The sequence below is a fragment of the Zavarzinia aquatilis genome, assembly GCF_003173035.1.
Classification (GTDB): Bacteria; Pseudomonadota; Alphaproteobacteria; order Zavarziniales; family Zavarziniaceae; genus Zavarzinia; species Zavarzinia aquatilis.
On the sequence record NZ_QGLE01000007.1, the window covers coordinates 128,808 to 142,262 of the forward strand.

Sequence of the window (13,455 nt, forward strand, 5' to 3'; positions counted from 1 at the left end):
TTCGGAGAAATCGACCGCGGCAACGCAACAAGATGGCGAAGACCACACCCGCGCCACGCTGTTGCCGCAATTTTCTCAAGGCCACGGGGCGCCTCCGTCCGGGCGACACATCCACCGGCACGTCCACCGCCGCGGGAACAATACTATCCCCATCAGCGTTGCTATAACGGGATGGCGATTGAGCATTGATGCCCACCCCCTGGCTTTCCTTCGCAAGGTCGGCCAAAAAATACGGGCTTATCGCCACAGATGGCGGCCCGGATTATGGCATACTATCGCCACCATGACTGTAAATACCCGGGATAATATAAGAATCCGGGAAACAGGACGGCACAAGGCCAGATTTGTACTGAAGGATGATTCAACGTCATCTTCGGAACAGGTGCGCGCTTGCCCGCCATCCGCCAGACAGGAAAGGACGAAGACATGACCCAGGCTTCCGCCCGTCGGGAAAACGAAAGTGACACGGCGCCCCTTCGCGCCGATATCGACCAGTTGCGCCAGACCCTCGCCGAACTGACCCGGGTCGTCCAGCAAACCGGTCGGGATGGCACGATCGCCGTCGCCGACGACATGAAGGCGGCCGGCAACCAGGCCCGCGCGTTCGTCGAGGCCGGCACCGAGGGCATCGCCCGGGCGGTTCGGGCGAAACCCGCGCTTGCCTGCGGCGTCGCCCTCGGCATCGGCACGCTGATCGGCGCTGCCTTGCTGCGCCGGGGCTGATGCCATGGCGGCCCGGCTGGCGCTCGGCTTCGTCGCCGCGCTGCTGCTGACAGCGGGGATCGGCTTTGGTGCTTACGGGCTGTTCCTCGCGCTGGTGCCTCATATCGAGCCGGCGCTCTCCGCCCTGACGGTGGGTGCCGGTGCCCTTGGCCTCGCCGCGTTGCTGCTGGTGCCCGTGCGCCGGCGAAGCGCGCCGCCTGCGCCGGTATTGAAGGATCTCACTACCCTCGCGGCCGAGCACCCGCTGGCCGCCGTGTTCCTCTCGACCCTGACCGGTGTCGCTGACGCGGCCCGCCGCTGACGCCGCCGCGCATTCAAAGGAGAACAATCATGCTGAGCTGGGCTCTGACCTTCCTGATCATCGCCATCGTCGCCGCTGTGCTCGGCTTCGGCGGTATCGCCGGCACGGCCATCGGCATCGCGAAGATCATCTTCTTCGTCGCGATCGCGCTGTTCCTGATCAGTGCGCTGTCGGGCGCCATCCGCGGGCGCCGCCCCCCCTTGTAAGGGTGCGGGCGCCGCGATCGGGGACTGGTGAGCCGGGCGGGAATCGAACCCGCGACCACATGATTAAAAGTCACGTGCTCTACCGACTGAGCTACCGGCTCACGCTGGCCCTGACGGAGAATCAAGCTCCGTGCGGCTGGGCACCATAGGAAAAGCCCCCCTGCCGGTCAATAGTCGGCGCCGCCTGCCTCGAAAGCTTCGACGAAGGCGGCCAGCCGGCCCCGGCGGATCGCGCTGCGCAGGCCGACCATCAGATCCTGATAATAGGTAAGATTATGGGCGGTCATCAGCATGGCGCCGAGGATTTCCTGCGATTTCACCAGATGGTGGATATAGGCGCGGGAATAGTCGCGGCAGGCCGGGCAGTGGCACCGGCTGTCCAGCGGCCCCTGATCCTCGGCATGTTTTGCATTGCGGATGTTCAACGTGCCCTGGCGGGTAAAGGCTTGGCCGTTGCGGCCCGAGCGGGTCGGGATCACGCAATCGAACATGTCGATGCCCCGGGCGACCGCGCCGACGATGTCGGACGGCTTGCCCACGCCCATCAGGTAGCGCGGGCGATCCTGCGGCAGATGGGGCGTGGTCGCCGCGATGGTCTCGAACATCACCGGCTGCGGCTCGCCCACGGCGAGGCCGCCGAGGGCATAGCCCGGAAAGCCGATCTCGACCAGCCCTTCGGCCGAGGCACGGCGCAGGTCGAATTCCGTGCCGCCCTGGACGATGCCGAAGATCGCCCGCCCGGGCGGCGGCGCGGAGGCCAGGAAGGCGTCCTTGGAGCGTCTGGCCCAGCGCAGGGACAATTCCATCGCCCGCGCCGTCTCGTCGCGCGAGGCCGGCAGGGCGACGCATTCGTCGAGCTGCATGGCGATATCGCTGTCGAGGAGGCGCTGGATCTCGATCGAGCGTTCCGGCGACATGGCATGGCTGCTGCCGTCATGGTGAGAGCGGAAGGTCACGCCTTCCTCGGTGATCTTGCGTAAGGACGACAGGGACATGACCTGAAAGCCACCGCTGTCGGTCAGGATCGGATGCGGCCAGTTCATGAACTTGTGCAACCCGCCGAGACGGGCCACCCGCTCCGCCCCCGGGCGCAGCATCAGGTGATAGGTATTGCCGAGCAGGATATCCGCCCCCGCCTTGCGCACGGTTTCGGGCCAGGCCGCCTTCACCGTCGCCGCCGTGCCGACCGGCATGAAGGCGGGGGTGCGGATGACACCCCGCGCGGTGCGGACATGGCCGGCCCGCGCCATGCCGTCCCGCGCCTCCACCGAGAATCCGAAATCAACGGCGGTCATGCTTTGGGCTCCACACGGTCGAAAAGGCAGGCATCGCCATAGGAATAGAAACGATAGCCCTTGTCGATGGCATGACCATAGGCGGCCTTCACCCGGTCGAAACCGGCGAAGGCCGAGACCAGCATGACCAGCGTCGATTTGGGCAGATGGAAATTGGTCAGCAGCAGGTCGGCCGCGCGGAAACGGAAGCCTGGCGTGATGAAGATGTCGGTCCAGTCGGCGAAGGGCTCGACCCGGTCGCGATCCCGCGCCGCGCTTTCAATGAGGCGCAGCGCCGTGGTGCCGACGGCGACGACGCGGCGTCCCTCGGCCCGCGCGCGGTTGATCGCCTCGGCCGCCGCAGCGCCGACCTCGCCCCATTCGGCGTGCATCTTGTGATCGGCGGTATCCTCGACCTTGACGGGAAGAAAGGTGCCGGCGCCGACATGGAGGGTGACCATGGCCCGCTCCACGCCCATGGCGCCCAGCCGGGCCAGAAGCTCCGGCGTCAGATGCAGGCTGGCGGTCGGCGCTGCCACGGCGCCTTCCCGCGCGGCGAAGGCGGTCTGGTAATCCGTCCGGTCCTGCGCATCGGGCGCGCGCTTTCGCGCGATATAGGGTGGCAGAGGCATGGTGCCGACGACATCGAGGGCGGCCATCAGGTCCGGCCCCGCCCGGTCGAATTCGAGGGTGATGGTGCCTTCGGGGTCCTTGACCAGCACCCGGGCCGTCAGGTCACCGAAGACGACGGTGACGCCCGGCCTGAAGCGCCGGCCGGGCCGGGCCAGACATTCCCAGGTCCGGCTATCCACGGCACGGATCAGGTTCAGTTCGACATGGGCTTCGCCGATGGTGCCTTCCAGCCGGGCCGGAATCACCTTGGTATCGTTCAGCACCAGAAGATCGCCGGCGCGAAGTTCACCCGGCAGATCGGCGATGGTCAGATCGGCCATGCCGCTTTCCCGAACCCGCAGCAGGCGGGCGGATTCGCGGGGGCTGGCCGGGCGGACCGCGATCAGCTCGGGCGGCAGGTCGAAATCGAAATCGGCGACTTTCATGGACCGGTCTTCAAAATGCACAATGGCCGGGACATGCCCGGCCATTGCGACATGCCGTGACGGCAGGATTACTTCACGTCGGCCTGGACCTTCATCGAGATGATGGTGTCCTGCGGCGCGGGCACCGAGCCGGACTGGCCGAGGCCGCGCTTGATCTTGTCGACGAATTCCATGCCCGAGATCACCTGGCCGAAGACCGTGTACTGGCCGTCGAGGAAACGCGAGGGCTGGAAGCAGATGAAGAACTGGCTGTCGCCCGAATCCGGGCTCTGCGAGCGGGCCATGCCGACCGTGCCACGGCCGAAGGGCGCGTTCGAGAATTCGGCCTTCAGCTTCTTGCCCGAGCCGCCCATGCCGGTGCCGGTCGGATCGCCGGTCTGGGCCATGAAGCCCTCGATCACGCGATGGAAGACGATGCCGTCATAGAAGCCCTGGCGGGTCAATTCCTTGATCCGGGCAACATGGTTCGGCGCGAGGTCCGGCCGCAGCTCGATGACGACGGTGCCATCCTTGAGCTGGAGCAGCAGGGTGTTTTCGGGATCGGCGGCAGCCGCAGCAGAGGTCATGGCAAACATCGCTAGTAGAATTGCAAACAGGCGCTTCATACCCCAACTCCTTCCGAAGGTCTTGGGTAAAGGTCTCGACACAGAGCAAATAACTCAGGCGGATTTGAGGCTTTCCAGCTTCAGGCGCAGTCGCTCGGCCACCACGGCCGGCACGAAGGCGCCATAGCTGCCGCCCAACCGGGCGACATCCTTCACGAGGCTCGACGCGATCGCCTGATGGGCGAGATCGGCCATCAGGAACACGGTCTCGACCTCGGGCGCCATGGTGGCGTTCATGCCGGTCATCTGGAATTCATAGTCGAAGTCGGTGCCGGAACGCAGGCCCCGCAACAGCACCGAGGCGCCATGGGCCCGGGCGAAATCGACCACCAGGCCCTTGAACGGCACCACGGCGATCTCGCCCACGCCCGGTTCGCCGGCAAGGCCGGCGACCAGCTCGCCCATCATTTCCAGCCGCTCGTCGAAATCGAACATGGGCGATTTGCCGGAATTGATGCCGATCCCGATCACCAGCCGGTCGACGAGCTTCGCGCCGCGCCGGATGATGTCGAAATGGCCGAGGGTCGGCGGATCGAAGGTGCCGGGATAGACGCCGATCCGGCTCATGCCTCGCCCCCCTCTTCCGTCACGCCCTCGTCGGCCGGCGCCTCGCCGCCTTCCTCTTCCTCGTCCATGGCGTCCTCGAGCCGGGTGACGGAGACGACGCGCTCGTCCTCGGCGGTGCGGAACAGGGTGACGCCCTGGGTATTGCGGCCGGCGATGCGGATGTCATGCACCGGGCAGCGGATCACCTGACCGCCGTCGGTCACCAGCATCACCTGATCGCGGTCGGTGACCGGGAAGGCGGCGGCCAGATCGCCGTTCCGGGCGCTCGTCGTGATGGCGATGATGCCCTTGCCGCCGCGCCGGGTCAGCCGGTACTCATAGGCCGAGGTGCGCTTGCCGTAGCCGTTCTCGGTCACGGTCAGCAGGAACTGCTCCTTGTCGCGCAGTTCGGCGAAACGCTCGTCCGACAGGGTCACGTCGGCGCCGTCCTCGCCCTCCTCCTCGTCCTCGGTGGTGGCGATATCCGCCCCCTCCTCGTCGCCGGCCTTGGCGGCCTTGAGGTAGGCGCGCAGCTCGGCCGGGGTCGCCTCGACATGGGTGATCAGCGCCATGTCGACCACGCGGTCGCCATTCTCGAGACGGATGCCCCGCACGCCGGTCGAATGACGGCTGGCGAATTCGCGCACCTCGTCGACCGGGAAGCGGATCGCCCGGCCACTGCCGACGGCGAGCAGGATATCCTCGCTCTCGACATCGCAGGGGGAGACGGCGATCAGTTCGTCATCCGCGTCCTCGCCCTCGAATTTCATCGCGATCTTGCCGTTGGAGCGGACGTCGACGAAATCGGACAGGGCGTTGCGGCGGATGTTGCCTTTCTTCGTCGCGAAGACGACGTGCAGCTTGTCCCAGCTCTCCTCGTCCTCGGGCATGGGCATGACGGCGGCGATGCGCTCGCCCGGCTCCAGCGGCAGGATGTTGATCAGCGCCTTGCCGCGCGACTGGGGCAGGCCCTCGGGCAGGCGCCAGACCTTCAGCTGATAGGCGATGCCGCGCGACGAGAAGAACAGCACCGGCGTATGGGTATTGGCGACGAAGACGCGGGAGACGAAATCCTCGTCCCGGGTCGCCATGCCGGTCTTGCCCTTGCCGCCCCGGCGCTGGGCGCGATAGGCGGTCAGCGGCACGCGCTTGATGTAGCCGGTATGGGACACGGTCACCACCATGTCCTCGCGGGCGATCAGGTCCTCGTCCTCGAGATCGCCGGTGAAGGCGACGACTTCGGTGCGGCGCGGATTGGCGAATTCGCCCCTCACCGCCAGCAACTCGTCGCGCATCACGCCGAACAGGACTTCGCGGCTGCGCAGGATCGACAGCAGATAGGTGATCCGCTCGCCCAGCTGCTTCAGCTCGTCCTCGATCTCGTCACGGCCCAGCGCCGTCAGGCGCTGCAGGCGCAGGTCGAGGATGGCGCGGGCCTGAACCTCGGACAGGCGATAGGTGCCGTCGACCGCGCCCGGATGGCCCGTCTCCTCGACAAGGCGGAGCAGTGCGTCGACATCGCCTACCGGCCAGTCGCGGCTCATCAGCGCCTCGCGCGCCGCGGCCGGATCGGGCGAGGTGCGGATGACCCGGATCACCTCGTCGATATTGGCGACGGCGATGGCGAGGCCGGCCAGGATATGGGCGCGGTCGCGCGCCTTGGTCAGCTCGAACCGGCTGCGCCGGGTGATCACTTCCTCACGGAATTCGACGAAGGCGGCGATCAGCTGCTTCAGCGTCATGGTCTGCGGGCGGCCGTGGTCGATCGCCAGCATCTGGATGCCGAAGGACTGCTGCAGCGGCGTATGCTTGAACAGCTGGTTCAGCACGACGTCGGCGATGGCGTCGCGCTTCAGCTCGACGACGACGCGGACACCTTCGCGGTCGGATTCATCGCGCAGTTCGGCGATGCCCTCGATCCGCTTCGAGCGCATCTCGTCGCCGATCTTCTCGAGGAGGGTCGCCTTGTTGACCTGATAGGGAATCTCGGTCGCGACGATGGCGAAGCGGTCCTTGCGGATTTCCTCGACATGGGTCCGCGCCCGCATCAGCACCGAGCCGCGCCCGGTCAGATAGGCCTGGCGGGCACCGCCGCCGCCGATGATGAGACCGCCCGTCGGGAAGTCCGGCGCCTGCACGATCTCGATCAGCCGCTCGATCGGGACATGCGGGTTGTCCATATAGGCAAGGCAGGCGTCGATCACGTCGCCGAGGTTATGCGGCGGGATGTTGGTCGCCATGCCGACGGCGATGCCGCCCGCGCCATTGACCAGAAGATTGGGAAACCGCGCCGGCAGGACGATCGGCTCGCGTTCCGAGCCGTCGTAGTTCGGCTGGAAGTCGACCGTTTCCTTCTCGATGTCCTCGAGCAGGGCGTGGGCCGGCTTGCCCATGCGGATTTCGGTGTAACGCATGGCGGCGGGCATGTCGCCGTCCATGGAGCCGAAATTGCCCTGACCGTCGAGCAGCGGCAGGCGCATGGAAAACGGCTGCACCAGCCGGACCATGGCCATATAGACCGCGCTGTCGCCATGGGGGTGATATTTACCGATGACCTCGCCGACGATACGCGCCGACTTGCGATAGGACTTGTTCCAGTCGTAGCCGCTCTCGTTCATCGCATGAAGGATGCGGCGGTGAACGGGCTTCAGGCCGTCCCGCGCATCGGGCAGCGCGCGCGACACGATCACGCTCATGGCGTAATCGAGGTAGGAGCGGCGCATCTCGTCTTCGATGGAGATGGGGGCGATGTCGTGACGCGGCGGCACGGCGCCGGGCGGCAGACCGCCGCCGGTCGGCGGGCTCGCGTCCTGCGGCCCCGGCTGGTCTACGGAATTGGGTTCGCTCAAGAGATATGCTTGCTGTTTGCGCCGGTCGTCAGCGTCTCGGATGGCCGCGGCGGCCTGTTCCGTAACGGGACTGTAGCAAGCCCGGGCGGGCCTTTGCCAGAGCGAAAAAACCGCCGGCAAGCCTTTGATTCAAAAGGTATTTTTTGCCATCCTGGCGGGCCCTCCGCGCGATCCCCGGAATGCGGGTCGAGAATCGCCCGGCAAGCCGCTCAGATCGCCGCCAGCGCCTCGTCCAGATGGCCGAGAAAGATGTCCGCGTGTTCGGGCCGGAATACCAGCGGGGGGCGAATTTTCAGGATGTTGGCGAAGGGGCCGGTCGCGCTGATCAGCACGCCCCGCTCGCGCAGGTCGTTGACGAGGCGGGCGGTCTCGGCGCTCGCCGGGGTCTTGCGCGCCCGATCGGTGACGAGTTCGGCGCCGATGAAGAGGCCGCTGCCGCGCAGATCGCCGATCAGATCGTGCTTCCGGCCGAGCCGGCGCAGGCCCGCCATCAGATGGGCGCCGGTTGCCCGCGCATTCTCCACCAGCCCTTCGGCCTTGATCACCGACAGCACGGCGCCAGCGACCGCGCAGGACACCGGATTGCCGCCGAAAGTATTGAAATAGCGGATGTCGCGGCCGAATTCGGCCACCACCTCGGGGCGCGTCATCACCCCGGCCACCGGATGGCCGTTGCCCATGGGCTTGCCGACGGTCGCCATGTCCGGCACCAGGCCGTGGCGCGCGAAGCCCCACATGCCGGTGCCCAGCCGGCCGAAGCCGGGCTGGACCTCGTCGGCGATGAAAAGGCCGCCAGCCGCCCGCACGGCGGCGACGGCGGAGGCGAGGAAGCCGGGCGGATCGGCGAAGACGCCGTCCGAGGAAAAGATCGTGTCCACCAGCAGGGCGGCGGGCCGGATGCCCTTGTCGGCGAAATCGGCGAGCGCAGCCTCGACCCCGGCCAGAAAGCGGGCACCGACATCGCCCTCGCCCCTGTAGCCGTCGGGCGCCGGCACCAGCCGGACATGGGGCCCGCGCGCGACCGCCGGCCCAAGGGAGGGGGAGAGTTCGGCCAGAACGCCGGTGACACCGTGATAGGCGAGTTCGGTCACGATGATGCCGGTGCCGCCCGTGTGCTTGCGGGCGATGCGCAGGGCAAGATCATTCGCCTCGCTACCGGTGCAGGTCATCATCAGGTGGCCGAGTTCGGGCGGCCCCTCGGCCAGCAGCTTCTCGGCGTAATCGAGGATGCCCTCGTGGACATAGCGGGTGTGGGTGTTGAGGATCGCCGCCTGCCGCGACAGGGCCTCCACGACCACCGGATGGCAATGCCCGACCGAGGCGACATTGTTGTAGACGTCGAGATAGGCCTTGCCGGCCTGATCGTAGAGCCACACCCCCTGCCCCCGCACGACATGCAGGGGATGGGCATAGAACAGCCGGTAAGCGGGGCCGAGCAGGCGGCGCCGACGCTCGATCAGGGCGTCCTCGGCGGCATCGCCGGTGCCGGTTCCGGGGACATAGGCATTGATCATGGTCATCGCGTCTCTCCTTGCAGGGCGCTGCCGAACAAGGCCCCGACCGCGCCGGGCGCGAAACCCGACAGGCGACGCAGGCCGGCCCAAGCGCCGGGATTGTTGCGCAGGATATAGGCGCGGTTTTCGGGCTGCAGCCCGGCCCGCCAATGGGTGATGGCGATGGTCAGCACCATGCGGGCGGCCATCAGATCGGGCAGCACCCCGATTTCCGCTTCCGTCAGCGGCCGCTCGGCGTGATAGGCGCGCGCGAAAGCCAGCACCCGCGCCAGCGGCGCCTCGCCCTCGTCCATCTGATAGGCGAGCGCGGTGCCGAGGTCGGCGACGGCGGGCGCAGACAGCGCATCGCCGAAGTCGATGATGCCGGCAATCGTGTCGGGATCGCCCTGCCGGGTGACGACATTATGGGGATTGAGATCGTTGTGGATCAGCTGGCGCGGCAGGGCATGGACAATGGGCGCCGTCCGGTCCTCGAAATGGTCGATGGTCCGGGCCACCAGCGCCCGATCCGCCGCATCCTCGATGGAATTCAGCAAGCCGCGCACCTGGCCGACCCGCGTCGCATCCCACAACAACTGGCGCTCCATCGCCTCGTGCCGGAAATCGGCCAGCGCGCGGTCGATCCGGCCGAGCAACGCGCCAAGGCGCGCCGACTGCAACGGCGACAGCGCGCTGGCATGAAGGGAGACGCCGTCGAGATAGGTCAACAAACGGGTCAGCATGGCGGTTTCGCCGTGAACGAAGTCGCTCCGCCCATCGAGGGTCGGCACCACCCGGGGCAAGGGCAAGCCGTGATCGCGCGCGGCCAGATGCAACAGCGCAGCGCCTTGCAGACGGGTGATCGCGGGGGCTTCGGCCGGATTGGCCATCTTCAGGACGAAGCCGCGGCCCCGGTCGTCGGTCAGTCGGAAATTCCGATCGCGTTCGCCGGGGATCGCCTCGATACGGCCGGTCAGGCCATAATGTTCCCGGATCAGGCGTGCTGCGGACTCGACCGAAACGGCGGGCGCGGCGAGGGTCAGAACATCGGCGGGCATCGGCAACTCTGTCGGGACTCGGACACGGTCCTATCTTGCCCCGCCGCCGGGCGGCGCGAAAGGACACCATGGCGAAAGACACGGGCAAGGCGCTGAACACCGGATGGGACGACATCGTCCTGGTCTGCGCGAAATGCGAGCGCAAATTGAAGGGCGGCTTCGGCCCGTCGGGCAAGAAGGACTTGTCGAAAGTGCTCGCCCGCGCTCTCGACGAGCAGGGCGCGCGGATCGGCGTCGTCGAGACCCTGTGCCTCGACGTCTGCCCGCGCGGCGGCGTCACCGCCTTGCTGGCCAGCCGGCCCGGGCGATTTTCGGTCATCCGCGAGGGAACGCCGGTCGAGGACGCGCTGGCCGCCCTCGATCTTGACGAAGCTCAGTCCGGATAGCCGCCGACGAGGCCGATCACCTGGCGCTGCAACCGGCTGAGGCGGCGGTGCGCGGCGGGACCGACGATGGGTGTGCGCGGCTCGATGGCACAGGTGATCACGATGCCCTGGTTGGTCGGGTCGACATAGAGCGGATAGAACGCCCCGAGCGAAAACAGCGTCGGCCCCTGTTCCCAGACGACGATGCCATGGTCGGAATCGAGCTGATAAAGGCTGTAGCCGCGCGGGGACCGGCGCAGGAACTCGACCGCCTCGGACACGATCATGCCCGGCACCACGACCCGGCGGGCGCGGCGGCGGCGCGGCACGACAATGAAATCGGGCTGTTTCAGCGTGCCATAGAGCAGCAGGACGGCGAAAATCCCGGCGACGACATAGCCCAGCCAGTTCAGATGGGTGAATACGCCGTTCAACTGCCGACCGCCTCCCGCGGCCGCCCGGGCGGGGCGGCATGGCGGCAGGTAATGCCATCGTTAACCAATGGTCAAGGGCCGAGCCCCGCCGAAGTCGCCCCGATCCGCGGGAATCGCCCCCGGAATAAAGACCGACCTCAGTCCTGCCAGTCGAGCCCCATGGCCTGGTAACGCTCGCGGTCCTCGGCCCAGTTGGCCCGGACCTTGACGAAGAGGAACAGATGGACGCGGCGATCGAAGACCTGCTCCATCTCTTCCCGCGCCATGCTGCCGACGATCTTCACCGTCTGGCCGCCCTTGCCGAGGACAATGGCCTTCTGGCCGTCCCGCTCGACATAGATCACCTGTTCGATGCGGACCGAGCCGTCTTTCTGGTCCTTCCAGCTTTCGGTCTCGACGTGGATCGAATAGGGCAGTTCCTGATGCAGGCGCAGGTAAATCTTCTCGCGCGTGATCTCAGCCGCCAGCATCCTCTCCGGCAGGTCGGACAGCTGGTCTTCCGGGAACAGCCAGGGGCCTTCCGGCAGGCGCGCCTCGATGGCGTCCATCAGATCCTTGCAGCCGTTGCCGCCGCTGGCCGAGATCATGAAGGTGGCATCGAAGTCGAGCCGGTCGTTCATGGCCTTGGCGAGTTCGAGCAGGCTCTCGCGCTTCACGAGGTCGATCTTGTTGAGGGCGAGCAGGCATTTCCGGCCGCTGCCCTTCAGGCCCTCGACCACCGATTCGACGGCATCGTCGATGCCGCGTTCGGCATCGACCACCATGACGACGAGGTCGGCATCCGAGGCACCGGCCCAGGCGGCGGCGACCATGGCCCGGTCGAGGCGACGCTTCGGCGCGAAGACGCCCGGGGTATCGACGAAGATGAACTGCGACTTGCCGCGCACGGCGATGCCGGTGACCCGGGTCCGCGTCGTCTGCACCTTCTGGGTGACGATGGACACCTTGCTGCCGACGAGGCGGTTGGTCAGGGTCGACTTGCCGGCGTTGGTCGGGCCGATGATGGCGACGAAACCGGCGCGGGTCGGGCCCTCCGCGCTGGTGTCGGGAACGGTATCGGTCATGCTTTGGCTTTCAGGGCATCGTGCAGGGCCTTGGCGGCTTCCTGCTCGGCTATGCGTTTGGACGAGCCCCGCCCCTCGGCCGAATGGCCGCCGGGCAGCAATGCGGCGACGACGAAGACCGGGGCATGGTCGGGCCCGCTGCGGTCGACGGTCTCGTAGCGCGGCTGGCCGAGGCCCTGCGCCACCGACCATTCCTGCAGCTCGGTCTTGGCGTCCTTGGGCGGGGTGATGCGATTGGCGAAATAATCGGCCCACAGGCGCGAGACGACGCCGCGCGCGGCCGGCAGCCCGCCGTCGAGATAGACCGCGGCGATCACCGCTTCCATCGCATCGGCGAGAATGGCCGGCTTCGAGCGGCCGCCCTGTTCGTCTTCGCCCTTGGCGAGGCGAAGATAGCGGCCAAGGCCGATATCCTCGGCGATGCGCGACAGGGTTTCACGCCGGACGAGACCGTTCAGGCGGACGGCCAGCGCCCCCTCCTCCCACCCCGGATGGGCGGCATAGAGGGTTTCGGCAATGACCATGCCCAGCACCCGGTCGCCGAGGAATTCCAGCCGTTCGTTCGAGACCTCGGCGCCGAAACTCTTGTGCGTCAGGGCACGGGTCAGCAGTGCCCGGTCGGCGAAACGATGGCCGAGCGCCTGGATCAGTCCGTCGACGGCGATCACCGGACGCCTTGCAGCAGTCGGCCATAGCGGATGGCGCCGAACCATTTCCACGGCTCGAACAACCCGGCGGAGCCGTCGGTCGAGAAGAAGATGATCTGGGCGTGGCCGACCAGATTTTCCGCTGGCACGAAACCGACGCCGCCATATTCCGGCTTGATCCGGCTGTCGGACGAATCGTCCCGATTGTCGCCCATGGCGAAATAATGCCCGGGCGGCACTTCATAGGTACCGGTATTGTCGGCGCTGCCGCCGGTGATCTCGTTGAAGGTGATGTAGGTGACGCCGTTCGGCAGGGTCTCGCGATATTGCTCGATCCGGCGCACACCGCCATTCGGCATATTGTCGATGTAGTCCTCGATCCGGACGCGCGGCACCGGCACGTCGTTGATGATCAGCACGCCGTCGGCCATGCGGATGCGATCGCCCGGAAGACCGACGATACGCTTGATATAGTCGATATTCGTGTCGCCCGGCTTGCGGAACACGACGACGTCGCCCCGCGTCACCGGCTGTTCCAGCACGCGGCCCTCGAACAGGTCGAGGCCGAGCGGCAGGGAATAGCGGGAATAGCCGTAGGAATATTTCGAGACGAACAGATAGTCGCCGATTTCCAGCGTCGGCCGCATCGAACCGGACGGGATGTTGAACGGCTCGAACGCCACGGTACGGATCACGATCGCGATCAGCACGGCATAGACGACGGTAAGTACGGTCTCCACGAAGGAGGACCGGCCAGCCTTTTTCATAACGTCTTCCCCGGAAACTGCCATCGCACACTCGTCCAAAGTCGCGGCATGAAGCCCCTACCCCG

At 66.8% G+C, this 13,455-nt stretch carries 15 protein-coding genes and 1 tRNA gene; 4 read left to right on the forward strand and 12 right to left on the reverse strand.

Annotated features, from left to right (window positions below):
* Positions 1–426: 426 nt before the first annotated feature.
* The 3 genes from DKG74_RS13210 to DKG74_RS13220 are packed head-to-tail and all read left to right on the forward strand — an operon-like array spanning position 427 to position 1,230.
* The gene (locus DKG74_RS13210) at positions 427–723 is read left to right on the forward strand and encodes a hypothetical protein (RefSeq protein ID WP_133251589.1); all 297 of its coding nucleotides are present in this window, start codon (positions 427–429) and stop codon (positions 721–723) included.
* A 4-nt stretch (positions 724–727) separates the two neighbouring features.
* Positions 728–1,024: a hypothetical protein gene (locus DKG74_RS13215; RefSeq protein WP_109906552.1), complete on the forward strand. Its 297-nt coding sequence runs from the start codon at positions 728–730 to the stop codon at positions 1,022–1,024.
* Between the two features lie 29 nt (positions 1,025–1,053).
* Positions 1,054–1,230: a DUF1328 domain-containing protein gene (locus DKG74_RS13220; RefSeq protein ID WP_109906554.1), complete on the forward strand. Its 177-nt coding sequence runs from the start codon at positions 1,054–1,056 to the stop codon at positions 1,228–1,230.
* A 25-nt stretch (positions 1,231–1,255) separates the two neighbouring features.
* On the opposite strand, the gene DKG74_RS13225 is transcribed toward DKG74_RS13220, so the two are convergent.
* The 8 genes from DKG74_RS13225 to DKG74_RS13260 all read right to left on the reverse strand — a co-directional run bounded on the left by DKG74_RS13225 (position 1,256) and on the right by DKG74_RS13260 (position 10,113).
* Positions 1,256–1,331: transfer RNA gene (locus DKG74_RS13225), tRNA-Lys, on the reverse strand.
* Between the two features lie 66 nt (positions 1,332–1,397).
* A complete protein-coding gene (gene tgt / locus DKG74_RS13230; protein ID WP_109906556.1) occupies positions 1,398–2,525 on the reverse strand; it encodes a tRNA guanosine(34) transglycosylase Tgt in 1,128 nt (375 codons plus the stop codon).
* Positions 2,522–3,562: a tRNA preQ1(34) S-adenosylmethionine ribosyltransferase-isomerase QueA gene (queA, locus tag DKG74_RS13235; RefSeq protein WP_109906758.1), complete on the reverse strand. Its 1,041-nt coding sequence runs from the start codon at positions 3,560–3,562 to the stop codon at positions 2,522–2,524. The genes tgt and queA overlap by 4 nt, the downstream gene beginning before the upstream one ends.
* A gap of 68 nt (positions 3,563–3,630) precedes the next feature.
* Complete coding sequence (locus DKG74_RS13240; protein WP_243404128.1) at positions 3,631–4,128, reverse strand: peptidylprolyl isomerase; 498 nt, start codon at positions 4,126–4,128, stop codon at positions 3,631–3,633.
* A gap of 93 nt (positions 4,129–4,221) precedes the next feature.
* The gene (gene coaD, locus DKG74_RS13245; protein WP_109906560.1) at positions 4,222–4,734 is read right to left on the reverse strand and encodes a pantetheine-phosphate adenylyltransferase; all 513 of its coding nucleotides are present in this window, start codon (positions 4,732–4,734) and stop codon (positions 4,222–4,224) included.
* Entirely contained in the window at positions 4,731–7,481 is a 2,751-nt protein-coding gene (gyrA, locus tag DKG74_RS13250; protein ID WP_279340879.1) for a DNA gyrase subunit A, read from the reverse strand. Before gyrA ends, coaD begins: the two co-directional genes overlap by 4 nt.
* Positions 7,482–7,771: 290 nt before the next feature.
* On the reverse strand, positions 7,772–9,082 hold the full coding sequence (locus DKG74_RS13255) for an aspartate aminotransferase family protein (RefSeq protein WP_109906562.1): 1,311 nt from the start codon (positions 9,080–9,082) through the stop codon (positions 7,772–7,774).
* A complete protein-coding gene (locus DKG74_RS13260) occupies positions 9,079–10,113 on the reverse strand; it encodes a phosphotransferase (protein ID WP_109906564.1) in 1,035 nt (344 codons plus the stop codon). Before DKG74_RS13260 ends, DKG74_RS13255 begins: the two co-directional genes overlap by 4 nt.
* A gap of 68 nt (positions 10,114–10,181) precedes the next feature.
* On the opposite strand from DKG74_RS13260, the gene DKG74_RS13265 reads away from it, so the two are divergent.
* A complete protein-coding gene (locus tag DKG74_RS13265; protein ID WP_109906566.1) occupies positions 10,182–10,499 on the forward strand; it encodes a hypothetical protein in 318 nt (105 codons plus the stop codon).
* On the opposite strand, the gene DKG74_RS13270 is transcribed toward DKG74_RS13265, so the two are convergent.
* From DKG74_RS13270 to lepB, 4 genes are all read right to left on the reverse strand, one after another.
* The gene (locus tag DKG74_RS13270; RefSeq protein ID WP_109906568.1) at positions 10,487–10,912 is read right to left on the reverse strand and encodes a hypothetical protein; all 426 of its coding nucleotides are present in this window, start codon (positions 10,910–10,912) and stop codon (positions 10,487–10,489) included. The two genes, DKG74_RS13265 and DKG74_RS13270, sit on opposite strands and share 13 nt — an antisense overlap.
* 137 nt (positions 10,913–11,049) lie before the next feature.
* Complete coding sequence (gene era / locus DKG74_RS13275; protein WP_109906570.1) at positions 11,050–11,976, reverse strand: GTPase Era; 927 nt, start codon at positions 11,974–11,976, stop codon at positions 11,050–11,052.
* Entirely contained in the window at positions 11,973–12,644 is a 672-nt protein-coding gene (gene rnc / locus DKG74_RS13280) for a ribonuclease III (protein ID WP_243404129.1), read from the reverse strand. Before rnc ends, era begins: the two co-directional genes overlap by 4 nt.
* Positions 12,641–13,390, reverse strand: coding sequence for a signal peptidase I (lepB, locus tag DKG74_RS13285; RefSeq protein WP_109906574.1), 750 nt, complete (start codon positions 13,388–13,390; stop codon positions 12,641–12,643). Before lepB ends, rnc begins: the two co-directional genes overlap by 4 nt.
* Positions 13,391–13,455 lie beyond the last annotated feature (65 nt).

What these genes read in the sequence shown, in the direction of transcription:
- DKG74_RS13210 (WP_133251589.1), top strand. Translation starts at nt 427, where the DNA reads ATGACCCAGGCTTCCGCCCGTCGGGAAAACGAAAGTGACACGGCGCCC.
- DKG74_RS13215 (WP_109906552.1), top strand. Translation starts at nt 728, where the DNA reads ATGGCGGCCCGGCTGGCGCTCGGCTTCGTCGCCGCGCTGCTGCTGACA.
- DKG74_RS13220 (WP_109906554.1), top strand. Translation starts at nt 1,054, where the DNA reads ATGCTGAGCTGGGCTCTGACCTTCCTGATCATCGCCATCGTCGCCGCT.
- tgt (WP_109906556.1), bottom strand. Translation starts at nt 2,525, where the DNA reads ATGACCGCCGTTGATTTCGGATTCTCGGTGGAGGCGCGGGACGGCATG.
- queA (WP_109906758.1), bottom strand. Translation starts at nt 3,562, where the DNA reads ATGAAAGTCGCCGATTTCGATTTCGACCTGCCGCCCGAGCTGATCGCG.
- DKG74_RS13240 (WP_243404128.1), bottom strand. Translation starts at nt 4,128, where the DNA reads ATGACCTCTGCTGCGGCTGCCGCCGATCCCGAAAACACCCTGCTGCTC.
- coaD (WP_109906560.1), bottom strand. Translation starts at nt 4,734, where the DNA reads ATGAGCCGGATCGGCGTCTATCCCGGCACCTTCGATCCGCCGACCCTC.
- DKG74_RS13255 (WP_109906562.1), bottom strand. Translation starts at nt 9,082, where the DNA reads ATGACCATGATCAATGCCTATGTCCCCGGAACCGGCACCGGCGATGCC.
- DKG74_RS13260 (WP_109906564.1), bottom strand. Translation starts at nt 10,113, where the DNA reads ATGCCCGCCGATGTTCTGACCCTCGCCGCGCCCGCCGTTTCGGTCGAG.
- DKG74_RS13265 (WP_109906566.1), top strand. Translation starts at nt 10,182, where the DNA reads ATGGCGAAAGACACGGGCAAGGCGCTGAACACCGGATGGGACGACATC.
- era (WP_109906570.1), bottom strand. Translation starts at nt 11,976, where the DNA reads ATGACCGATACCGTTCCCGACACCAGCGCGGAGGGCCCGACCCGCGCC.
- lepB (WP_109906574.1), bottom strand. Translation starts at nt 13,390, where the DNA reads ATGAAAAAGGCTGGCCGGTCCTCCTTCGTGGAGACCGTACTTACCGTC.